This is a genomic window from Pseudoalteromonas sp. Scap25 (assembly GCF_013394125.1).
Taxonomy (GTDB): Bacteria; Pseudomonadota; Gammaproteobacteria; order Enterobacterales; family Alteromonadaceae; genus Pseudoalteromonas.
The window spans coordinates 1,893,848-1,916,294 of sequence record NZ_CP041327.1 but is presented as its reverse complement, the minus strand read 5'-3'; the positions used below and the strand labels follow the sequence as shown (position 1 = coordinate 1,916,294).

Genomic DNA, 22,447 nt, shown 5'->3' with positions numbered 1-22,447 from the left:
ATTAGATGTATTAAATGACTACTTAGGACCTAGTCGCACAATGCCCTGGCCATCTAATCCAAGGTAAATAGTACCATCATCACCTTGGGCTAGGCTGCGAATACGGCCAATACCTTCAAGTAATTTACTTTGTTTAACGACCTTGCCATCTACTATTTCTAATACGCTAACAAAGGCGTATTTCATTGAAGCGAGTAAAAATTTACCTTTAAGTTCAGGGTATTTATCACCTTTTACTAGCAACATGTCTGAAGGAGCGATAGACGGTGTCCACTGTAATATGGGCGCTTGCATGCCCGGTTTTTCTGTTAAATCGGTAAACGAGGTGCCGCTGTAGTTAATACCGTAACTCACCACGGGCCAGCCGTAGTTAGTTTTAGGTTTAATCATATTAAGCTCATCGCCACCACGGGGGCCGTGTTCGTGTGCCCAAAATACACTATTGTCACCATCGAACCACATACCTTGTGGGTTACGATGCCCATAAGACCAAACCGCTGGTTTTGCACCTTTTTGGTTTACGAAGGGGTTGTCGGATGGAATTTTACCATCGTCGTGTAAACGATAAATTTTACCGCCATCACGGCCTAAATCTTGTGGATTAATATCTCGCGAGCCGCGGTCGCCAATCGAAAAATACACATAGTTTTGGTTATCAAACACAATACGGCTGCCGTAATGCTGACCTTTTTTAGAGTTATGCTCACCTTTGTATAATTGTTGTGACTCAAGTAGTTGGCTGTGATCGTTACTTAGCTTTGCACGCATAAGTGCGGTGTTACTACCTGCGCCATCGCCTTCACTGCTTGAATAAGTAATATATAGCCATTGATTATTAGCAAAATCAGGGTGTAGCTCTAAATCAAGAAGCCCGCCTTGGCCGTTGGCATCTATTTTTGGTAGCCCAGTGATTTTAGTTAAGCTGGTGGAGTTATTACGAAGTAAATAAAGGATACCGCTGCGCTCGGTTATTAATAAGTCACCGTTTGGCAGAGCCTCAATAGCCCACGGAATTGAAATTCCTTGGGCAACAGTTACCGGTTTTACATTAAGCGCTAATTTATCCAATTCTTTAAAATCAACTGCATAAGTACTGAGGCTGGTGAGCCCCGAAAGTGCAAATGCACAACTGATTTTGGCAAGTGTAGAAAATTTTTTACGCGTTGTTACTTTGTTCATAATGGCTTCCAAAATTAACTAAATTTTAACTACCTTAGCACGCTATTTATCATGGTGTTAAGTATTTGGGATAAGTACAAGTGCACGCAATTTAATCGTTGTCCATTGGGTACTTGAGCGTTGTTAACCTTTAAATATCGCTCTAGAAAAATTGAATAATTACTCTAATGGGGTTGAAATTTAAAAATTCGAGCGTACACTTGTGCGCTGAAGTTTGGGCTTACACGTGTATGCTCAAATATAAAGCCCAGCAGAAACTAATGGGTAGTCGATTTAAATAGAGAATTTATAACCATGTTAACTCCGGTATTAGATCAATTTTCAAAATGGTTTTTACACCATCAAAGCTTTGCAGCTTATATTGAGCCGATAATGCAAGTGTTTAAACCTGGGTGGCGCGCTGACCTTTTTCGAGCCAAGGTTGTTGATGTTCAAGCGCTAAGCGGGCAATTTTTAAGTATTTCACTTAAACCAAGTAAAAAGTGGCCTATACATATTGCTGGTCAACACATTAGCTTAACGGTGGAAGCTAATGGACGTTTGCTTACTCGAGTGTTTACTTTGGCATGCAGCCCCGCACAATTTAAGGCGACAGGTTTACTTCGTTTATTAGTAAAAACAGATCAGCAAGGTCATTTTACAAGCCAATTGCAAAATGCATTAGCGGTGCAGCCATGGTGTAATATTTCTTTACCAAGTGGCGACTTTGTATTTAAAAGCTGGCACAAACCCAGCACGTTTATTGCTGGTGGTTCGGGAATCACGCCTATGCTTGCAATGCTTGATCAGCAGCTAAGTAATACTGAGCATCAGATAAAATTAATTTACTTTGCTAAAGCAGGTGAGCATCAATGCACTAATGAGTTAAAAATGCTGACACAGCAATATAATCATTTTTCTTACGTAATGCTTACACGGGATCGAAGCCCATATTTAACTACTCATATAAATACGGACGATAATCCTGATATATATTGCTGTGGTCCTGCTGGCTTTATGCAAGAAGTTGCAGATTTTACTCGTCTACTTAATTTAACCTATTACCAAGAATCGTTTGCTCTATCCATGCCTAAATTGACTGACGACAATCATTTTTCAGTAATAATAAATAAAGACACGCATGTAGTGACTAGTAATGAGGTGCTATTAAACCAGTTTGAAGCAAAAAAACTCCCTGTGCAGCGTGGTTGCGGCATTGGTATTTGCCATCAATGCCAGTGCATTAAAAAGTCGGGAGTGGTGCGTAATTTAAAAACTAATCAATTATCAGATACTGGCGAGCAGTTAATTCAACTGTGCGTGAGCCAAGCCGTTAGCGATTTGGAGTTACAGCTATGACAACTATAAATTATCAACAGTTAGCCGATGATTTAGATGAAATTAAAATGTCGACATTAGCTACAGTTGGGCAAAAGGATGCAAACTATATTCGTTCTATTGTGCGTAAGCAGCGGTTTTGCGAAATAGGCGGACGGATTTTATTTATGCTTGGTTTTGTACAGCCATTATTGTGGGTAGCGGGTGTTTTATTACTTGGTTTGGCTAAAATTCTCGACAACATGGAAATTGGCCACAACGTAATGCATGGTCAATACGATTGGATGAACGACAAACAACTTAACTCTAAAAGCTACGAGTGGGATATAGCCTGCGATGGCCAAAGCTGGAACCGCGTTCATAACTTTGAACATCATACTTACACTAACATTATCGGAAAAGATCGTGACTTTGGTTATGGCTTATTAAGGTTGAGCAATGACTTTAAATGGCGGCTAAAAAATACATGGCAGTTTATTACCTATTTAAATTTAAGCGTGCTGTTTCAGTGGGGCGTGTCGTATCATGAGCTCGCAGGCGAGCGAGTCTTTATAGGTAAAAAGAAACCAAACCGTAAAGGCGCTGTAGCGCATAGCACTTTAAAAAAGCGCTTTTTTAGTAAAGGGGCGCGCCAACTAATTAAAGACTATGTGTTATTTCCAGTTTTGGCGGGACCACTGTTTTTATGGGTATTAAGCGGTAATTTTTTGGCAAACTTAATTCGTAACCTATGGACCTCAACCATTATTTTTTGTGGTCATTTTACCGAGCAAACCCATACCTTTTATGAGCAAGACTGCAAAAACGAAAGCCAAGGGCAGTGGTATTATCGCCAAGCGCTGGGTTCGTCAAACATTAAAGGGGCGCGTTGGTTTCATATTTTAACTGGGCATTTAAGCTTTCAAATAGAGCATCATTTATTTCCTGATATGCCGTCGTCGCGTTATCAAGAAATTGCGCCTAAAGTGCAAGCCGCATTACAAAAGCAGGGGATTGCTTATAATACTGGCGGATTTTTTCAGCAATACACCTCAGTATTAAAGCGTATATTACGTTATTCGTTTAAATAGAGGCTAATAAAATAGCCGCCATCATAATGTACGCATTAATTAATCAGCTAACTATAAAATGTTAGCTGATTATTGCATTAAAAGGTTGGTAAGTGCTTTGTTGATTAAATAATCATCAGTACATGCAAAAAATTCTTCTAATTAATTTAAAAACAGCTCGTTTTGCTATGGTTAAATAGTAGCTGGTTGTCATACAATGGAGAAAAATAGACCACACAAGAGAGAATAAAAATGGCAGCATTTGGTACTGTGTTTATGCCGCAGATGATTCAAGCTAAGTTTTCTGACAATCAGTGGGGCGAAAGCTCAATTGTTCCTTGCGATAAGCTTGAGTTGCATGCAGGTGCACACGTTCTTCATTATTCAAGTACATGTTTTGAAGGCTTAAAAGCCTTTCGTCACGAAGATGGCTCGGTTAATATTTTTAGAATGGACGCTAATATTGCGCGTATGCAGCAAAGTTCTGAATTGCTGAGTTTACCTGCTGTTGATGGCGAAATGCTAAAAACAATGATCATCGATATTGTTCGTGAATACGCCGATGAAACGCCGCTTCCTCCTGGTTCTATGTATATTCGCCCAACCCACATTGGTACAGAAGCTGCCATTGGTAAAGCGGCTGCACCGTCAATGAGTTCATTGCTTTATACGTTATTATCGCCAGTGGGTGATTATTTTTCAGGTGGTGCAACTGCGTTACGTGTTTTACTTGAAGAAGATGGTATGCGCTGTGCCCCGCACATGGGTATGATTAAAAGCGGTGGTAACTATGCCAGCGCACTAGGGCCAATTTCAGCAGCACGCACTAAATATAAAGCCGACCAAATTTTATTTTGCCCAGGCGGCGATGTACAAGAAACCGGTGCCGCAAACTTTATTTTAATTGATGGCAATGAAATCATTACTAAAGCACTCGACAGCACATTTTTACACGGTGTAACCCGTAATAGTATTTTAACCATAGCTAAAGATTTAGGTATGACGGTTAGCGAGCGCAATTTTACAGTCACTGAGCTTTTAGAGCGTGCAGCAAAGCCAGGTACTGAGGCAGCACTTTCAGGCACTGCGGCAGTATTGACTCCAGTAGGTACGTTTATCCATAACGATAAAGAATACAAAGTAGGTAACGGTGAACCAGGGCCAACAACGGCACGCTTACGTCAAGCATTGAACGATATTCAATGGGGCAAGAGCGAAGACAAACACGGTTGGTTAACTAAAATCTAATCGGGTTCTAGGGTCTGTTGACCTTTGCGGATTAAAATTTGTTCAAACTAGGGGCGGTTTAATCGCGGCGCGAGGTTTGTAACCTAGTGGGCTAAGTAAAAACCGAGCAACAAAGAGTAAATCGTCCCTAGGCAGAACCCTTCGGGCAGCGCCTGTTTGGCATTGATGCTGCGTTATCGCCTATTTATGGGGAATAACCACACCACATAGGCTCTGCCTTGCCTAAATACCAAACAGACTGCTGCAAATTTAACCTTGAAAGATCAACAGACCCTAATCTATTAAAAAGCCACACTATTTAGTGTGGCTTTTTGGTTTAAGCTACAGCTTAAAATTTCATTTCAATTTTGCCGTATACATAACGGCCATTAAAACCAAATGGTGAAAAGCCCGAGTACGAGAACAAGCGAGAGAAAGTGGTTACATCGCTCACCAGCTCTCGAGTTGGATCTGGGTATACATCAAACACATTATTAGCGCCTAAGCTCAGAGTAAGGTTATTATTAAGTGCATAGGCAACATCTAAATCGGTGATCCATTTAGGTTCTAACACTTCGTTACGCTCTGGATTTTCAGACGGGTCTTGTGTTTCACCATAACGAGTACTGCGAAGTGTGGTGCGCCATTCGTTAAGTGTCCATGTTGCGCTAAGGTTGTATTTATTGCGCGGCGTGCTCACTTCAAAACGACGTAGCTCGTTACCCGAGAACAAATTATCTTGCTCAACCCCGACACTTTGTAATTGTGCTGGTGGGTCAATAATGTCGGTGACTTGGTTTTTACCGTAGTTGTAACCTAAATTAAACGCTACATCACCGTAATTGTCGGTGATTAAATTATAAGAAGCGACGACGTCAACGCCACGGGTTTTGCTATCGATCGCGTTTAAGAAAAATCGCCCTTGGTTAGCGCCTGTGCCCTCAAGTAAGCTTGCAACGCCTGCGCCTGATAGGTTATTTGATAACACAATACGGTCATCAATTAATATTTGGTAGTAATCCACCGATAAGCTGAAGTTGAAGTCGGTTGACCACGTAAAGCCTACCCCATAGTTAGTAGCTTCTTCTGCGTCTAAACCCGGTGAACCCAATGCAACGGCAACATCGCTGCTTGGCGCAAAGGTACCTGTCTGTGTTGGTTCGCCATCCACAAATACAGTCGCTACCGAGGTAAAGTATTGCTGTTGTAGAGATGGTGCTCTAAACCCAGTTGATACAGAGCCACGCAGTGCTAAGTCTTCTGTAAGTGTATAGCGAGTGGCAATTTTACCATTAAGCGTGTCGCCAAAATCAGAGTAGTCTTCGTAACGGGCGGCTACGGCAACATTCCAGTTATCTGTAATAAAGGCTTCTAAGTCAACGTAAAGGCTAACATTGTGGCGGCTGTTATCACCCGCAGATTCAGGTGTGAACCCCGGGAACACTTGTGAACCTGCAGAGCCGAATGGGCCATTAACCGGATCGGTCACGGCACCACCTGGGCCAAAATTACCACGCGCATAAGAGGCTTCTTCACCTGCTTGAATTTCATACCCTTCGCGGCGATACTCAGCGCCCACTGCCACGTTAATTCCGCTGGCTAAAAAGTCAGCATCAATCTCACGGCTAAAATCAAGATTAATAGTCAGCTGATCGTAAGTTAGCGTGCCGGCATCAAAACTGGTTTGGCTACTTGGCCCATATGAAGTGTTTAAACTATTAATAACACCAAAGTTAAAGGCATCTTGGCCATATACAGCAGAAGCATCGTAGTTCCATTCATTAGCAAAGCCTTTCACTCCTAAAGCCAATGAAAAGTCATCAATGTCTGAGGTGATCACCGGCAAAAAGCCATCAGGGTATATTTCTGTAACGTTACGGCTGTCTTGGGCGCGACGATAAAAACCACCGCCTTCGCCTTCACGCTTGCTGTAAGAGCCAAACGAGTAGAGCTCAGCATCGTTAGTTAGCTGATAACCTGCGTTGTAAAACAGCGCAAAGTCTTCAACAGTGCCGTTACCAAAGTTATGGTTGTAACGATCCCATGTGAATTCGCGTGGGTCGAGAGAGCCATCAGGTAAACGAGCGTAGTTTTCGCGTTGGTCGTAATCAGAGCGGTTGGTAGAGCTGCGATCGCGATATTCACTAGAAATACTCAAAAAGCCGTTATCGCCTAATTCAAACCCCATATTACCTTGCAGAGTTAAGGTTTGGCCGTCGGTAAGCGAGCGGTCGCTGCCCTCAGTAAAAGCTAAGTCACCATTTGCGTCCTCAGAAACCGATTGTAACTGCGCGACACCGTCCATATCGGTAATATTTGCACCATATACGGCACCCAAACTACCGCCACTGCTATTGCTTTTAAGGACGATATTAATCACCCCGGCAATAGCGTCTGAGCCATATTGAGCTGCGGCGCCGTCGCGTAATACTTCAATACGTTCAATCGCGTTTGCAGGTATGGCGTTTAAATCAACCGATGACGAGCCTCGACCCGTTGAGCCGTTTAAATTAAGTAGCGCGTTACTGTGGCGACGTTTACCATTTACGAGCACTAGGGTGTGATCAGGGGCTAAGCCACGCAGTTGAGCGGGGCGTACATGATCGCTGCCATCGGTAATTGATGGTTGGGGGAAATTAAAACTTGGTAATAACGTACTTAATAGTGCATTGGTTTCTGTTTGCCCCGAACTTTTTAAGGCATCATTACTAATAATATCAATAGGAACAGGGCTATCTTCAACTGTGCGGCCTAGTCGGCGAGAGCCAATTACACTAATTTGTTCAATGTTTTCTTGCGCCTGAGTCTCTTGCTCAGCAGCGTTAGCCGTCCATGAGCCTACAAGTGCAGCGGCGATACTTAAAGTGATGGTCTTTTTTGCTGTAAATAGCGGTGTAATTTGCATAACTAATTTCCCTCATTCGATGCTCTTCAGGTGGTTTCAATATAGTGTTTGTTAGAATAATGAACTAATTGAAATTACTGTTGCCAAATTAGACTATTTTTATAATCGAGGTCAATTGAATTACATTCAATCTACAATTTATTTACAGCAAGTAAGGTGAGGTGTTTATAATACCGAGGCGTAAGTAGCCATTTACCATTTAATTCTGCCAATCAACATATCTTTAAACATGACCCAATCACCCAATAAACTGTAAAACGGGTGCTTAAATGTGGCGGGGCGGTTTTTTTCAAAAAAGAAATGCCCAACCCATGCAAAGCCATAACCAATCACCGGTAATAACCATAACAATACGAATTGCGAGCTAATAAGCGCATAGCCGACTAGTAACAACACTAAACTACTGCCAATAAAATGCAGTCTGCGACAGGTTTTATTCCGATGCTCTTTTAAATAGAAAGGGTAAAAGCGTTTAAAGCTAGAAAAGGATTTAGTTTCTGTCATTACTCAACCTGCGAGTGCTTAAAAGTCGTTCGTTTATTTAAGCGCAATTTAGCGTAGGTTAACAGCGATAAATGACGTTTACCGCATCTCAATAGACAAAAGCAGTAAAAGTTAATAGGTTAGGTTCACTATAGATAAAATAATGATAAAGCAATGCTTAAAAAAACACTGACCTGTGCGGTTGTAATCGCACTTGCGGGTTGTTCACAACCTGCAGAAAACACCACTCAAAATGAAGTAAAAACAGCTATGAAAGCAGTTAACTCACTAGATTACCCTGAAACTAAAAAAGGCACTGTGGTTGACACTTACTTTGGTGAAACCGTGGCTGATCCGTATCGCTGGTTAGAAGATGATATGAGTGATGAAACGGCTCAATGGGTTAAAACTCAAAACAAGCTTACCTTTTCGTATTTAGAGCAAGTGCCTTACAGAGACACACTCAAACAGCGCCTTGAAAAACTCATGAACTACGAAAAAATCAGCGCCCCGTTTACTGAAGGTGATTATACTTATTTTTATAAAAATGATGGCCTGCAAAACCAGTACGTTTTATACCGCAGCAAAGACGGCGGTGAAGCTGAAGTGTTCTTAGATCCTAATACTTTTAGTGAAGATGGCACCACTTCAATGTCGGGTTTATCATTTTCAGAAGATGGTTCATTGTTAGCGTACCAAATTTCAGAAGGTGGTAGTGATTGGCGTAAAATCATTGTTATAGACACTGAAACCAAAGAGCAGGTAGAACAAGCACTAGTTGATGTTAAATTTAGTGGCGTTAGCTGGCTAGCAAATGACGGTTTTTACTATTCAAGCTACGATAAGCCAGAGGGCAGTGAGCTTTCTGCAAAAACTGATCAACATAAAGTGTATTACCATAAGTTAGGCCAAGATCAAGGCGAAGATACTTTAGTATTTGGCGATACAGCAGAACAAAAACACCGCTATGTGGGCGCTAAAGCAACCAAAGATGGTCGTTACTTGTTTATTAGTGCCAGCGTATCGACCTCTGGTAATAAGTTATTTATTAAAGATTTAACCAAGCCAGATAGCGAATTTGTGACCGTAGTGGGTAATACCGACTCTGATACCAGCGTAATTGATAACGAAGGCAGCAAGCTATTTTTGGTTACTAACTTAAATGCACCAAATAAAAAAGTAGTGACGGTTGATGCAAGCAATCCAGAGCCTGAAAATTGGCAAGATTTTATCCCAGAGACTGAAAATGTACTTAATGTAACGCTTGGCGGAAATACGTTTTTTGCCAACTACATGGTTGATGCTATTTCAAAAGTGAAGCAGTACAACAATAAAGGCGAATTGATCCGCGAAATTAGCTTACCAGGTGTTGGTACAGCGAGTGGTTTTGGCGGTAAAAAAGAGCAAACTACGCTCTATTACTCGTTTACTAACTACAAAACGCCAGGCACGACTTACAGCTTTGACGCGCAAAGCGGTGAGTCAAAAGTATACCGTAAGTCAGGGATAGATTTTAATAGCGATAACTATACCTCTGAGCAAGTATTTTATACCTCTAAAGATGGCACTAAAGTACCGATGATTATCACTTATAAAAGTGATATTAAATTAGATGGCAGCAACCCAACTATTTTATATGGCTATGGTGGCTTTAATATAAGCTTAACACCTCGCTTTAGCCCTACAACAGCGGCTTGGCTTGAGCAAGGCGGCGTATACGCAGTTGCTAATATTCGTGGTGGTGGTGAATACGGTAAAGAGTGGCATAAAGCAGGTACACAATTGCAAAAGCAAAACGTATTTGACGACTTTATTGCTGCAGCTGAATACTTACAAGATAAAAAATACACCTCTAAAAAACGCTTAGCACTGCGTGGTGGTTCAAACGGTGGGTTATTAGTGGGTGCTGTAATGACTCAGCGACCTGACTTGTTTCAAGTTGCGTTACCTGCGGTAGGCGTATTGGATATGCTTCGTTATCATACATTTACAGCTGGCGCTGGTTGGGCATACGATTACGGTACTAGCGACCAAAGTAAAGAAATGTTTGATTACTTAAAAGGTTACTCGCCAATTCATAACGTAAAAGCAGGGGTTGAATATCCGGCGACTATGATCACTACAGGCGATCATGATGACCGCGTTGTACCGTCGCATTCATTCAAATTTGCAGCTGAACTTCAAGCGAATCAAGCAGGTACTAACCCAACGCTTATCCGTATTGAAACCAATGCAGGCCATGGTGCAGGTACACCAACCAGTAAAATTATTGACCTTTATGCCGACATGTACGGTTTTACGCTTTACAACATGGGTATTAAATCACTGTAGTGTGATTTTATAAACTAACGAAAAGCCGAGTTACGTGTGTGACTCGGCTTTTTATGTTGACTAACCTGAGTTCAGATTAGCTAACTTATTGTATAGGAGAGAACAACCGTTGATAGGTTTTATAAGCGTATTCGTCGCTCATACCGCTTAAATAGTCACAAATAATACGCATGCCTTGATTATGTTTCTCAGCTTCAAGGTACAGTGCTTGCGTGGTTTCGGGTAATAAGCGCAGCGGATCACTGGCAAACGCAGTAAATAATTCTATGAGTAGATTTTGCCCTTTAAATTCTATTTGCTGCATTTGCGGGTCGCGTATTAAACGCTGAAATACAAAGTGTTTGAGGATCTGTAGCACATTTTCGTATTGCTGATCTAATTTTGCGGTGTGCTTTAAAATAGGGCACTCAAATTCATCGTTTTGGGTATCTAAATGAATATGAATAATAAAGGTATTCACCAGTTCGCCTATGGCGTCTTTTCGCTCATGTTCATACTTTGAAAATAACCGCTTGGAGAGTGACTCCAGCAAAGTGTTTAACCAGTCATAGTCAAGTGCTTGTAAATGCGGCAATGCATGGGTTAGCCAATCGTCTAAACTAAGAACATCGGTAGCTATTGCATCCTCAAGATCGTGAACGGCATAAGCAATGTCATCAGCCAGTTCCATAATGGCACTGTCGAGTGATTTATAACGGGTTTTAGCGCGGTAAGCATCTGCGTGTTCTTGGCTAGATAATAACGCTTTATCACTTGCGCTAAGAGGCTCAATAATCCAATTAAATATCGCGGCATCGTCATTGTAAATACCTTTGGCTGGTCGCCAGTCATCGGCTTTTATAAACGCACGCTGTTTAGTTTCTTGTGGGATGTTATGCCAAAGGTTATCAATAAAAGCTGGGTACTTAATAAATCCTAACAAGGTGCGTCTAGTTAAGTTCATGCCGTAGCCGTTACTATAGGGCTCTAGCTTTGCCACAATGCGCAGTGTTTGTGCGTTACCCTCAAAACCACCATGATCACGCATCATATAGTTAAGTGCAATTTCGCCACCATGCCCAAACGGTGGATGACCTATATCGTGCGCTAAACATAGGGTTTCGAGCAATCCAGTAGATGGAAAATGTTCAAAGCTTGGATGTTGGGCCTTTAAATGGCGTAATATGCCGGTGCCTATTTGCGAGACTTCTAATGAATGGGTAAGGCGTGTACGGTAAAAGTCGTTTAAGCCAATACCCATTATTTGGGTTTTAGCTTGAAGACGCCTAAATGCAGCAGCATGAATGATTCGTGAGCGGTCTATTTGCCAAGGAGAGCGGTTATCGTTAGGGCGGTGCTTATATTGTTCAATTATTCTATTTTGCCACTGTTTATCCATGTCTCAACCTATCAATTCGTCTTCGGCTTTAGCACTTAGTATATTATAAATTGTAAGCAATAGGTGTATGAATTTTATTCGGTTGTTCAGTATTCGCGTTTATAAAGTGGCTTAGGTATAATGATGTTTCGTATGTATGTGACTACACCATACATAACTTAGAGTTAAATTGAGATAATACATGTTAAAAACTATTTTTCAGTTGTTGTTAGCCGCCGTTGTTATTTGGGCGTTGACCCTTCCGTTTATTGATGCTGATGAACTAGTATCAGACGAGCAAACCAGCACTAACGATATTAAAAAACAGAAGAAGAAAGAAAAACCATTGCACAACGTTAAGTTGCCAAAGTTCTCAGAATTCACTGATGTGAAAGAGAAAAAACATGCGTTTTTTAACTTTATTAAGCCTCATGTAGAAGCCGAAAACAAAAAGATTTTACAACAACGTGCAAACCTTGAAATTGCACGCATGATGATAGAGCACAGTGAACCGCTCAGTAAAAAACAAACGGGTGATATTAAAAAAATACTTAAGTCGTACGGATTATCTGAAACCTTAGATACCATTACTTTAAGCCAAGCACTGCGCCGCGTAGACATCATTCCTAAAGAAATGGCCTTAATGCAGGCAGCCAATGAGTCTGCATGGGGTACTTCGCGTTTTGCACGAATTGGCTTAAACTTTTTTGGCCAATGGTGCTACAAAAAAGGCTGTGGCATGGTGCCAAGAAGACGTAATAGTGAAGCCGAGCATGAAGTGGCTGCATTTAAATCGGTACGTGCAGCAGTAAGCTCTTATTTTAAAAATATTAATACCCACAATGCTTACAAAGAGTTACGTACTATACGCGAAGACTTACGCGCACAACAAAAACCTATTTTAGCGACTAAATTAACGTATGGTTTAATGTCTTACTCTGAACGTGGTGAAGCGTACATTGAAGAATTAAATACAATGATAAATCAAAACCGAGCGTACTTTAATGAATAAAATGGTATTAAAATTAGTTACAGCCAGCTTTTTTGCAATAGCCGCTAGTAGTGCGGTTGCTAAAGAGTTTGTAATGTCGTACGACGGTTTTTACGACCGTTTAAAAGTGGTAAACAAAGGGGACTTTCAGTACGCCCGCGTAAACTTTTATATTAGCGATATTGGTACTAACGAAGTATGTAGTATTAAGAGTGGTACTATTTTAACTGAAAAAAATGAGTACCCGCTTAATTATACCGACAAAGCGCAATTGCTATTACCGTTCGATAAACAGCTAGATACCGATAAAGCGGTGATTGTAGTTCAGCCAAAAAATCCGGTTCACGACTGTCAGTTAAAGTTACAAATAGAAGCTAATGAACTAGATGGACTGGCGTTATCAAAGCAATCGTTATTAGTTATTAATAATGAGCTTGAAGAGCTATTAACAGACCTATCTGGCTTTTTTGTTAGCAAACTAATGTGGTTTTTATTGCCTGAACAAAAAGGCGTGGTTGTTACCTTTAAAACTCCAAAGCAATTTGATGATGAGCTTATAACATGCGAAAAGTCAGTGTGTTATTTTGAAGTAACCGATAGCTGGGAAGATAACACAACCATATTAGCTGATATTAACGAGGTTGTTAAAGTAACGCCTTGGATCAGTAAGTAACCATAAAAATGGTAAACGTATAAAAGCGGCATCAACTATGATGTCGTTTTTTTATGACTAAATTAAATGATGGCAGAGGGGGCTTTTGCTAACAAGCTTTTTTCATCGTGGGTGACCACTCTATTTCGGCCTGTTTCTTTAGCAAGATAAAGCCGTTTATCGGCTTGCAACAACAGTTCTTGCATATTTAGTTCGCGCACTAACATGCTACTTACCCCAGCACTTACAGACAGTGCAATGCTATTACCATTAAAATAAAACGGGTATTCATTAATGCTACTACAAAGCTTTTGAGCTAACAGCCTAGCTTGCGCTAAGTTCTGTTGATTAAGAAAAATAGCAAACTCTTCTCCGCCAATCCGAGCAGTAACTCCAAGCTCAAAAAACAATTCGTTAATATGTTGTGCAATCCACTTTATCGCTTCATCGCCAGTTTCATGGCCGTATTGGTCGTTCACTTGTTTAAACAGGTCAATATCGAGCATGATCAACGATACTCTGCTGTTAAGAGGCGCGGTTTTAGTTATTTTTTTACATAAACGGAAAAATCCACGCCTGTTTAAAAGCTGTGTTAAAGGATCGTGATTCGCTAAATTTATTAGTTTAGACTCAGCATTAGCAAACTTAATAAACGGTAAAATTAGCGCAGTAGCGGTAGTTAAAAATAAATGCGTTACCAATAACAACTGTAATCCAAAAGCTAAGCTGGCTTGACTTATTTGGCTTGAATAGAGCAAAACAAGGAGTACAACTTGCAACAGCATCACCACACTGTGTATTGCAAAACAGGCAACGAGTAAGCGTTGTTGGACTACAGCAACACTTGGAGTTTTAATCATTAAATACGCAGCGTAGCTAAATAATACAGAAGCAATAATACTGGTAATAATTTGCCCTGCATCAATAAGGTACACTGCAAGTAAAAGCGTGCAGCACATGGCGCTTGCATAGTATAAAGGCGTTAATTTTATCGCGGGCGCTTGGCTTTGTGGTATTAACCCTAAAATAATGAGTAATGGGCTTAAAATAATAAAAACGTAAGCAAAAAAATGGGTTAATAATGGAAACTCAATAAAATCTCTTAAACCAATTAGTGCAATTGCGGTAATAAACGAGCAACAGGCGGTCGCAAAAAATAAATAGCAAGGTTGTTTTTTGTATCTATAAACAGAAAAAAAGAACACAGCAATAAACAAGTTAAGAATAAAACAGAGGCTAATTAATGTAGGTAAATGAAGCATGTTTAAGGGGCTCTTTTAGCTAATTGAAGGCGTTTATACAGCTATAAGTATTAGGTAGTAACACAAAAATAGCAAGAGGGTAAAAAGTATTAACTTTACCCCCTACTACAAACTTAACCCGTTAAGGCCAGTAGCTAGACTAAACTTTCTAATGCAGCGTCAATTTTAGTAAAGTGAAAACGATAGTTATGGTCTAATGCTTTTTTAGGTACCACATACTGGCCGGTAGTAAGTAAGTCGGCCATTTCACCCATTAATATATTAAGCACCCCAGCAGGCATAGGCATAAACGCAGGGCGAGATAATGCTTTTCCTAATGATTTACTAAACTGCTTGTTACTTACCGGCTCAGGGGCTGTAGCGTTGATAGCACCAGATATTTGTTTATTGCGAATTAAAAATAAAATGAGCTGAACCATATCATCTATATGGATCCACGACATACCTTGCTCACCATTGCCAATTGGACCACCTACGCAAAGCTTAAATGCTGGTAACATTTTACCAAGCGCGCCGCCTTTTTTAGCCAATACAATACCGGTACGTAATAAGCACACTCGAGTTTCGTCAGACTCAGCCTTTAAAGCTGCTTGCTCCCAATCTTTGCACAGTTGGTGGCTAAATTCATCATGAGGCTCTGTATTGTTTTCATCAACCAGAGTGTCGCCTTGTCGACCATAATAACCAATTGCACTGCCAGATATAAAAGTATGTGGCGGGGTATGGCACTGCTTAATAGCATCACTAATCGCTTGCGTAACAATGATTCGGCTATCGCGAATGACTGCTTTTTGTTTATTACTCCAACGTTTATTTACAATAGGTTCACCGGCTAAGTTAATAACCACGTCAACGGTATTAAAATCAACATCTTCAAGGCTATCAATAGCGTTAACCTGGTGCCCTAACAATACTTTTGCTTTGGTTGGGTTTCTGCTCAGTACAGTAACATCGTGGTGGTGCAACAAGAAAGGGCAAAGGTGCCTACCAATTAAGCCTGTGGCGCCAGTAAAAAATATATGCATTGCAACTCCGAAATTATAAAAAAAGCAGGATGTTTAAAATTTATACTCTCCAGCTCAACGATTTGCAAACTTATACGTACCAATAATTTTTATGATCACCTAGGGTCTGTTGGTCTTTGCGGATTAATATTTGTTCAAACTAGGGGCAATTTAATCGCGGCGGGAGGTTTGTAACCTAGTGGGCTAAGTCAAAACCGAGCAACAAAGAGTTAATTGCCCCTAGGCAGAACCCTTTGGGCAGCGCCTGTTTGGCATTAATGCTACGTTATCGCCTATTTATGGGGAACAACCACACCACATAGGCTCTGTCTTGCCTTAATACCAAAAAGACGGCTGCAAATCTAATCTTGAAAGTCCAACAGACCCTTAAACATTTCATTCTATTAGCTTTTGCCTTACACTAAAGCCAAATAACAGTAATAGGATAATAGTATTGGCAAGTTTAACTGGGGTAAATAAAAGCTTAATAATTTTTGCCGCTTTGGTCATTGTGCTGGCGGGTATTAAAGCCGCAAGCGCTATTGTTATTCCGTTTATTTTGGCAGCATTTATAGCCATAATTTGTAGCCCACTCATTAATTTTTTTGCTCGTTACCGTATTCCAAAAGGCATAGCGGTAGTGCTTGTGGTGCTTATTATTATGGGCTTAGGGGTTAGCTTAGGCGGTTTAGTAGGGCAGTCGGTTAACGATTTTTCAAAACAATTACCTGAATATAAAGCACAATTAAAAGAAGAATTTGTATGGTTGGTTGATGTAGCCTCACAATACAATATTTTAATTAATAAAGAACAAATTTTGTCTATGTTTGATCCTGGCAAAATGGTTGATGTTGCCACCAATATGCTAACGGGTTTAGGTAGCGTAATGGCCAATATGTTTTTAATTATTTTAACAGTTGTTTTTATGCTGTTTGAAGGGCCGATACTTGGCAAAAAAATTCATTTAGCACTGGACGATCCCGACAGCAAAATTAAGCAAATTGACCGTTTTTTAGACTCTATTAACTCTTATTTAGCCATTAAAACCTTAGTGAGTTTAGCTACCGGTGTAATTGCTGGTTTTTACCTGTGGATACTCGATGTTGATTATTTTGTACTATGGGGCGTATTGGCATTTATGCTTAATTACATTCCTAACATTGGTTCAATCATTGCGGCTGTGCCAGCACTGTTACTGGCGCTTATTACGCAAGGTCCATTAGTGGCAGGGCTCGTCGGCGCGGGTTATTTAACTATTAATACCGTTATGGGGAATATTGTAGAGCCAAAATACATGGGTAAAGGCCTCGGGCTTTCTACCTTGGTGGTGTTCTTATCATTAATATTTTGGGGCTGGTTATTAGGCTCTGTGGGTATGCTGCTATCAGTGCCGTTAACCATGATTGTAAAAATAGCACTTGAAGCCAGTGATGAAGGGCGTTGGTTAGCTACTATGCTTGGCACAGGTGAAGAAACCGTTATCAAATCAGAAGACTGATACCTTATAAAGGCGTGCCTACATTGCACGCCTTTTAAAAAGCTAAGGATTCATTAAATTAGCTAAGGCGCTATCTACAGCGTTTATAGCCCCCTCTAAATAGCCTGCCTCATGCTGTGCAAATTCACTCCCCACAAAATGCACTTTTAACTGTTTAAGCTGCTCGCTAAGCCCTGAAAAATTGAATTCAGGATGCTGCGATACACCTATTTGGTCATCTCTGTTGGCAACAAATTCATCCTCAGCCCAATCCTTTATAATGCAGCTTTTTCGCTGTATAGGCTTGCTCACCGTAAAAATAGCTGAGCTGATCAAGGCAAGCTTGGGTTAATTGTTCTCTGGTCACTTTACTGCGCTGCAAGTAAGGCACGCCAATAAAGCCAAACAGAGCAGGGTAAGAATGCTCACTGGCTGACGCATCATGAACTTCTACCAATGGGCCTACACGGCTAAAACATTGTCCCGATAAATTTCTATCTCGCCAAAAAGCGTGCTCAAAAGTGGCAATAAACTTTGCTTGGCCTGCCATCCACGTAGGCACCGACGCTAAACGCTGTGCTAAACCATTATCAGCCCATAAATGCGGGGTTAAATGTTGGCTGATCATTCTAGGCGGTAACGCCAATAGTAACTGATCGCAAGTATAGTGTTGCGTACTCCCTTGGTAATTAGCGCTTATATACCAGCCATCGGAGAGCGTTTTTACTTCGCTAACAGCGTGCTCTAATTTAACGGTGTTTGGCTCAAGCTGCTGATAAAGCAAATTGATAAGCTTGCTCATACCGTTTTGTATTCTAAATAACTGCATTTCGCCAGCCCCTGCAATTTGCTGTGCAGGGGCAGTATGCGATGCTTGATACAACACATCGCCTTGGGTGTATTGTTCAAACACGGGGATGTTTAAAGCAGCAACTAATTGTTGAATATTAGGCTGTTGCGGAAATATCCAGGTAGGGCCTAAATCGTGGCTAATGGTGTTACTAGTCGGTAAATAATGAGACGCAATTCTGCCACCTAAACTGGCTTTGGCCTCTAATAATAAAAACGGAATATCACGTTTTTTAAGGTTGTAAGCAGCATATAAGCCCGCTAAGCCACCACCAATAATAACCACAGGTTTACGCATTTTAAAATCACTTTAGCTAAGTCAATCTACTGGTAGGTAGTTTGTGGTTTTTATGCAAATTTGTCAAAACGTTTTATGGGCTAAGTGAGTAAGCTTTAATGTTCACTCATATTCAGGAAAATGAGCCAAGCGGAAACAGAGTGCTAATTAATTATGCTTTAAAATAATAAAAACTTAATGATAGTAATATGTTAGCTAATTTGTTAAAACTATACAATAAATTAGCTAAAGCTGCGCTGGCATAAATATACGCGAGTTACGGACTATCAAATTGTCAGTCATACTAAACAAAGGAAGGTTTATGAAGAAGGAAATCACAACAACATTTAACGCAGTAGCAACATTTGTGGCACTGCTAGTGATAACTGTGCACGAGTTAATCTATTATGAGCCATACTCCGAATCGAACACTATTTTCATTGATTTGTTCTTTGAATCTTCGTTGTTTAAATCACTGTTGTTATTTGTAATGCTTATAACAATGATGCTAGTTTTTGCAGAAATTTTTCGAAATATATGGAATCGATTATTTACCGATTTATTTAAATTTCGAGATATTAACTTAAATGAGGCGTATTCGATTATCTCCCTATTAACATTAGTACTTTTCAGTTGATGGCTAACAAAAGCTTTAAGCAGATAAAAATGAAAAGCACTTTTTTATCTTAAGCATGTATTACCAAGCATGGAAGTAGATTATGAAAAATAAGTTTATGGTTATTGTGCTTTTTTAAAAGATATAAGCGCTCTTATCCTGATTTATCGGCAGATATATTAACTTCTGAAATGAAAGAAGCTTCATTTAGAGCAAATAGAGACGTCGTTAAAACTTACAAAATTAGTAAGTATCTTTATGAAACGTATGGAGGCACAGTTATTTTCCAACAAGGAAACCCTCATGAACCTGTAGGTGCCTATCGTAAACTTCTAGAAGAGTATAAAGCCCAAGGGAATTTTAAAATTTATAACCCAAAATATGAAAAAGCTTTCTGGGCGTATTATTTGAGAAAACACCCAATGGTTATTCCAGAGGATAAAGTTGATTTTTCCAAACCATGGTGGGAAAAAGCACAGGTTGAGTAGTGCAATTCAAATACCTGAAGTTTGCTTATGATTATCGAGCATTGCTTCTACCTTTGTATATTACTAGTCCAAGTCGCAAATAATATAAACAAGAATAAGGGTAAAAACTAAAATGACTCAAAATAATAAAATTAACTATATTGAGATTCCTGCACAAAATATTGAAGCTACTAAGGCCTTTTTTAGTGACGTGTTTGGCTGGTCATTTGAGGATTATGGCTCAGAATATTGTAGTTTTACAGGGCAAGGTGTTGATGGTGGTTTCTTTAAATCTGACTTGGTTGTTGCTACTAAAAACGGAAGCCCGTTAATTGTGTTATATAGTAATGCCCTTGAAGCGACTCAAAATAAAATTGAGGAAGCTGGAGGCAAAATAATTAAGCCTACATTTTCATTTCCAGGTGGTAGACGATTTCACTTTAGCGACTCAAATGGAAATGAATTTGCGGTGTGGTCAGAGTAATCACATTACAAAGTATATAACTACAAAAATGCAGCCTTTAAGGCTGCACTTCCCAAAATACTAACCACGAAATTAACAAGAAACAACAAATAATGTTTAATTAAGAGTTGGTTAAAGCCCCATTTTAAGCTGCTGAATGAATTGCTCTATCATTGCTATTTCACACTCTTTATAAGTTACTACAGCTTCCAGTGAATTAGGTTGTTTTAACATATAACGCCACTGGCAGCTTTTTTGTATGTACTTATCTTTGGCGTTAATACTTTGTTTAAACAGTGATAAAATGATGGTATTACCAGTTTCACTTTCTAATTCGGCCAGTTCAAAAGTGCGCTTTTGGATCCAACTGTCTTGTTGCTGTTGCACTTTATTTAATTTGGCATCTAAACATTGTGTGTAATCTTTAATTTGCTCTGGCAGGGCGTTGCTTTGCAATGTACATTGTTGCTCAGCAGCCATACTTTGCTGTGTCCAAAACAATAAAAGGCTTAAGCTAAAACAAAGGATGTAGTTATTTTTTTTCATGATAATTAAACTCGAGAATAAATTCTGCACCGCCTAAACGTTGCGACTGAGATATAGTTAACAGCCCGTGATACGACTTAACTAAGTCAGATACAATAGCCATTCCAACACCGTGTCCGCTTTCGTAGGTATCAAGGCGCGTACCGCGTTGTAACAATGATTCACGTTTATCTGGCTTAATGCCTGGGCCGTCATCACAAATGCTTATACTGAGCGTTCTATCTTGTGAAACATTAATACTGACTTGGGAGCGGCAGGCTTTGCAGGCATTATCTATTAAGTTGCCTAATAACTCCATTAAATCGGTTTTATCACCTAAAAAATAATCTTTATCGCTCACTTGGCAATTAAATATAATGTCTTTATCTCGGTATACTTTACTCATTGCACTTAAGATAGAATCGATAACCGGCTTGATAGGGGTTTGCTTTTTCCATGTATCGGAAGCACCTGTGGCTGCACGTTTTAATTGGTGCTCGATCATCACATTAATTCTGTCTAGTTGTTCTTGTGCATCAGCATCGTTAGCTAATGGGCTTGATTTTAAAACAGCTAACGGCGTTTTAAGTGCATGGGCTAAATCGCTAAGAGAGGCGCGGTATCGCTCTTTTTGGCGTTGCTGCGACTCTAATAGTAAATTTAGGTCGGCTTTAATGGTTTGCAGTTCAACGGGGTATAAGCCTTTAATTTCTTGAATATCGCCTGATTCAATGGCTTTTATTTCTTTATCTAGACGTTGCAGAGGTCGTGCACTCCAAATAAAACCAATGGCCATTAACCCTGCAATGGCAATCCCCATAATAAACATCCAATCGACTAAGGTTTGCTTAAAGCCATCCATTAAACGCAGTAGGGCATCGTTACGTTTTAATAAAATAAAGCGTGCTTGCTCTGATTGGTCAATATTATTAAGTATTACCGTTAAACTTAATTGCCAGTAGGTGGTGTTGTTATACACCACACGTCTGAAATCGGCAGCGCCTGCTTTGGGTTCTATATATTGGGGAACAAAGTTAACGTTAACCGCCGACTCAGAATGCCAAATAGGCATGTCGTCACGGTAAATCATGGCGTAGGTGTCTGAGTTTAGGTTGTTGAGTTCGGGGGTTAAAATAGAGCTGGGCATAATAATGCCACGCTCGGTAAAATCAACTTCGGAAATAAGTGAATACAGGTGTGCTTCGAGATTTTTTTCGGTGGCATCAACAAGTGACGCATAATACGCCTTACCTATGGAGTAAAACAAAATAGGTAGAGCGACTAACAAAACAAAGACAAGGATAAATCCTTGCCTTATTTTTAACGAAATTTGCGGTGTTACCACTGGCTTTTAAGCCTGTAGCCACGCCCACGCAGTGTTTCCACTGGGTTAAGCACGCCATCTGGGTCGAGTTTTTTACGCAAACGTAGTACAAACACTTCAATTACGTTCGAATCAAGGTCAAAGTCTTGGTCGTAAATATGCTCTGTAAGCTCAGACTTTGAAATTACTTTTTGTGGGTTAACCATTAAGTATTCGAGTACTTTGTACTCATACGCAGTTAAGCTCAGCTCTTTATCGTTTACCCATACTTGTTGTGAACGTGTATGAATTTTAATAGGGCCTGCTGTCATTTCTGGGTTTGCTTTACCAGCACTGCGACGAATAAGCGCATTACAGCGAGCAATCAGTTCTTCCACATGAAATGGCTTAGTTAGGTAGTCGTCAGCACCGGCATCTAGGCCTTCTACTTTGTCTTGCCAGCGATCGCGCGCGGTTAAAATCAAGATAGGAATAGTCACCCCTTGGGCGCGTGCTTTATTTATTAGCTCAATACCGTCTATTTTAGGTAGGCCTAAATCAACTACAGCCATATCTAAAGGGTATTCAGTGATGTGAAAAAGGCCCGCTTCACCGTCGTGACATAAATCAACACTGTAACGCTCTTTTTCTAATGCATTGCGCAGGTTGTCTGCCAAATGTAAATCATCTTCTATTACTAAAATTCGCATTGG

General features: G+C 40.2%; 18 protein-coding genes and 1 pseudogene. 9 read left to right on the top strand and 10 right to left on the bottom strand.

What is annotated here, in order from left to right:
• Nucleotides 1-18: 18 nt before the first annotated feature.
• Nucleotides 19-1,179 carry a PQQ-dependent sugar dehydrogenase gene (locus FLM54_RS08805; RefSeq protein WP_178956183.1) on the bottom strand — a complete coding sequence of 387 codons (1,161 nt, stop codon included), beginning with the start codon at nt 1,177-1,179 and terminating at the stop codon, nt 19-21.
• Nucleotides 1,180-1,473: 294 nt separating this feature from the next.
• Here FLM54_RS08805 and FLM54_RS08800 point away from each other — a divergent pair, with 294 nt between their 5' ends.
• The 3 genes from FLM54_RS08800 (at nt 1,474) to FLM54_RS08790 (ending at nt 4,793) form a co-directional block, all read left to right on the top strand.
• On the top strand, nt 1,474-2,517 hold the full coding sequence (locus tag FLM54_RS08800; protein WP_178956182.1) for a flavin reductase family protein: 1,044 nt from the start codon (nt 1,474-1,476) through the stop codon (nt 2,515-2,517).
• Nucleotides 2,514-3,566, top strand: a complete 1,053-nt coding sequence (locus FLM54_RS08795) for an acyl-CoA desaturase (protein ID WP_178956181.1) — start codon at nt 2,514-2,516, stop codon at nt 3,564-3,566. Before FLM54_RS08800 ends, FLM54_RS08795 begins: the two co-directional genes overlap by 4 nt.
• Nucleotides 3,567-3,791: 225 nt before the next feature.
• Entirely contained in the window at nt 3,792-4,793 is a 1,002-nt protein-coding gene (locus FLM54_RS08790) for a branched-chain amino acid aminotransferase (RefSeq protein ID WP_304644689.1), read from the top strand.
• Nucleotides 4,794-5,121: 328 nt separating this feature from the next.
• On the opposite strand, the gene FLM54_RS08785 is transcribed toward FLM54_RS08790, so the two are convergent.
• Together FLM54_RS08785 and FLM54_RS08780 are read right to left on the bottom strand one after the other, a co-directional pair.
• Nucleotides 5,122-7,677: a TonB-dependent siderophore receptor gene (locus FLM54_RS08785; RefSeq protein ID WP_178956180.1), complete on the bottom strand. Its 2,556-nt coding sequence runs from the start codon at nt 7,675-7,677 to the stop codon at nt 5,122-5,124.
• A gap of 192 nt (nt 7,678-7,869) precedes the next feature.
• Nucleotides 7,870-8,181, bottom strand: a complete 312-nt coding sequence (locus FLM54_RS08780; RefSeq protein ID WP_178956179.1) for a DUF962 domain-containing protein — start codon at nt 8,179-8,181, stop codon at nt 7,870-7,872.
• Nucleotides 8,182-8,334: 153 nt separating this feature from the next.
• Here FLM54_RS08780 and FLM54_RS08775 point away from each other — a divergent pair, with 153 nt between their 5' ends.
• The gene (locus FLM54_RS08775) at nt 8,335-10,491 is read left to right on the top strand and encodes a prolyl oligopeptidase family serine peptidase (protein WP_178956178.1); all 2,157 of its coding nucleotides are present in this window, start codon (nt 8,335-8,337) and stop codon (nt 10,489-10,491) included.
• A gap of 85 nt (nt 10,492-10,576) precedes the next feature.
• Here FLM54_RS08775 and FLM54_RS08770 read toward each other — a convergent pair whose 3' ends face one another.
• Nucleotides 10,577-11,869, bottom strand: a complete 1,293-nt coding sequence (locus FLM54_RS08770) for an anti-phage deoxyguanosine triphosphatase (RefSeq protein ID WP_178956177.1) — start codon at nt 11,867-11,869, stop codon at nt 10,577-10,579.
• 181 nt (nt 11,870-12,050) lie between these two features.
• On the opposite strand from FLM54_RS08770, the gene FLM54_RS08765 reads away from it, so the two are divergent.
• Nucleotides 12,051-12,860, top strand: coding sequence for a glucosaminidase domain-containing protein (locus tag FLM54_RS08765; RefSeq protein WP_138609487.1), 810 nt, complete (start codon nt 12,051-12,053; stop codon nt 12,858-12,860).
• Entirely contained in the window at nt 12,853-13,512 is a 660-nt protein-coding gene (locus FLM54_RS08760; RefSeq protein WP_256729707.1) for a DUF2987 domain-containing protein, read from the top strand. Before FLM54_RS08765 ends, FLM54_RS08760 begins: the two co-directional genes overlap by 8 nt.
• A gap of 62 nt (nt 13,513-13,574) precedes the next feature.
• Here the strand turns inward: FLM54_RS08760 and FLM54_RS08755 are convergent, their stop codons facing one another.
• Nucleotides 13,575-14,753 (bottom strand): GGDEF domain-containing protein, encoded by a 1,179-nt coding sequence (locus tag FLM54_RS08755; protein WP_178956176.1) that lies wholly within the window; start codon nt 14,751-14,753, stop codon nt 13,575-13,577.
• Between the two features lie 134 nt (nt 14,754-14,887).
• Nucleotides 14,888-15,778: a TIGR01777 family oxidoreductase gene (locus FLM54_RS08750; RefSeq protein ID WP_178956175.1), complete on the bottom strand. Its 891-nt coding sequence runs from the start codon at nt 15,776-15,778 to the stop codon at nt 14,888-14,890.
• Between the two features lie 433 nt (nt 15,779-16,211).
• Between FLM54_RS08750 and FLM54_RS08745 the strand changes: the two genes are divergently transcribed.
• Entirely contained in the window at nt 16,212-17,255 is a 1,044-nt protein-coding gene (locus tag FLM54_RS08745; protein ID WP_010390257.1) for an AI-2E family transporter, read from the top strand.
• A 42-nt stretch (nt 17,256-17,297) separates the two neighbouring features.
• Here FLM54_RS08745 and FLM54_RS08740 read toward each other — a convergent pair.
• Nucleotides 17,298-18,381: pseudogene (locus FLM54_RS08740) on the bottom strand (flavin monoamine oxidase family protein).
• A 786-nt stretch (nt 18,382-19,167) separates the two neighbouring features.
• Here FLM54_RS08740 and FLM54_RS08735 point away from each other — a divergent pair.
• Both FLM54_RS08735 and FLM54_RS08730 read left to right on the top strand, forming a co-directional pair.
• Nucleotides 19,168-19,464: a hypothetical protein gene (locus FLM54_RS08735; protein ID WP_178956174.1), complete on the top strand. Its 297-nt coding sequence runs from the start codon at nt 19,168-19,170 to the stop codon at nt 19,462-19,464.
• Between the two features lie 112 nt (nt 19,465-19,576).
• Complete coding sequence (locus tag FLM54_RS08730; protein WP_178956173.1) at nt 19,577-19,927, top strand: VOC family protein; 351 nt, start codon at nt 19,577-19,579, stop codon at nt 19,925-19,927.
• A gap of 111 nt (nt 19,928-20,038) precedes the next feature.
• On the opposite strand, the gene FLM54_RS08725 is transcribed toward FLM54_RS08730, so the two are convergent.
• The 3 genes from FLM54_RS08725 to FLM54_RS08715 are packed head-to-tail and all read right to left on the bottom strand — an operon-like array spanning nt 20,039 to nt 22,444.
• Complete coding sequence (locus FLM54_RS08725) at nt 20,039-20,452, bottom strand: hypothetical protein (protein WP_178956172.1); 414 nt, start codon at nt 20,450-20,452, stop codon at nt 20,039-20,041.
• Nucleotides 20,439-21,776 (bottom strand): ATP-binding protein, encoded by a 1,338-nt coding sequence (locus FLM54_RS08720; protein ID WP_178956171.1) that lies wholly within the window; start codon nt 21,774-21,776, stop codon nt 20,439-20,441. The genes FLM54_RS08725 and FLM54_RS08720 overlap by 14 nt, the downstream gene beginning before the upstream one ends.
• The gene (locus FLM54_RS08715) at nt 21,770-22,444 is read right to left on the bottom strand and encodes a response regulator transcription factor (protein ID WP_010390247.1); all 675 of its coding nucleotides are present in this window, start codon (nt 22,442-22,444) and stop codon (nt 21,770-21,772) included. The genes FLM54_RS08720 and FLM54_RS08715 overlap by 7 nt, the downstream gene beginning before the upstream one ends.
• Nucleotides 22,445-22,447: the final 3 nt, after the last annotated feature.

Excerpts from the sequence above, each read along its gene's own strand:
- FLM54_RS08780 (WP_178956179.1), bottom strand. The coding sequence starts at position 8,181 with ATGACAGAAACTAAATCCTTTTCTAGCTTTAAACGCTTTTACCCTTTC.
- FLM54_RS08800 (WP_178956182.1), top strand. The coding sequence starts at position 1,474 with ATGTTAACTCCGGTATTAGATCAATTTTCAAAATGGTTTTTACACCAT.
- FLM54_RS08725 (WP_178956172.1), bottom strand. The coding sequence starts at position 20,452 with ATGAAAAAAAATAACTACATCCTTTGTTTTAGCTTAAGCCTTTTATTG.
- FLM54_RS08765 (WP_138609487.1), top strand. The coding sequence starts at position 12,051 with ATGTTAAAAACTATTTTTCAGTTGTTGTTAGCCGCCGTTGTTATTTGG.
- FLM54_RS08715 (WP_010390247.1), bottom strand. The coding sequence starts at position 22,444 with ATGCGAATTTTAGTAATAGAAGATGATTTACATTTGGCAGACAACCTG.
- FLM54_RS08785 (WP_178956180.1), bottom strand. The coding sequence starts at position 7,677 with ATGCAAATTACACCGCTATTTACAGCAAAAAAGACCATCACTTTAAGT.
- FLM54_RS08775 (WP_178956178.1), top strand. The coding sequence starts at position 8,335 with ATGCTTAAAAAAACACTGACCTGTGCGGTTGTAATCGCACTTGCGGGT.
- FLM54_RS08795 (WP_178956181.1), top strand. The coding sequence starts at position 2,514 with ATGACAACTATAAATTATCAACAGTTAGCCGATGATTTAGATGAAATT.
- FLM54_RS08805 (WP_178956183.1), bottom strand. The coding sequence starts at position 1,179 with ATGAACAAAGTAACAACGCGTAAAAAATTTTCTACACTTGCCAAAATC.
- FLM54_RS08760 (WP_256729707.1), top strand. The coding sequence starts at position 12,853 with ATGAATAAAATGGTATTAAAATTAGTTACAGCCAGCTTTTTTGCAATA.
- FLM54_RS08755 (WP_178956176.1), bottom strand. The coding sequence starts at position 14,753 with ATGCTTCATTTACCTACATTAATTAGCCTCTGTTTTATTCTTAACTTG.
- FLM54_RS08730 (WP_178956173.1), top strand. The coding sequence starts at position 19,577 with ATGACTCAAAATAATAAAATTAACTATATTGAGATTCCTGCACAAAAT.
- FLM54_RS08735 (WP_178956174.1), top strand. The coding sequence starts at position 19,168 with ATGAAAGAAGCTTCATTTAGAGCAAATAGAGACGTCGTTAAAACTTAC.
- FLM54_RS08770 (WP_178956177.1), bottom strand. The coding sequence starts at position 11,869 with ATGGATAAACAGTGGCAAAATAGAATAATTGAACAATATAAGCACCGC.
- FLM54_RS08750 (WP_178956175.1), bottom strand. The coding sequence starts at position 15,778 with ATGCATATATTTTTTACTGGCGCCACAGGCTTAATTGGTAGGCACCTT.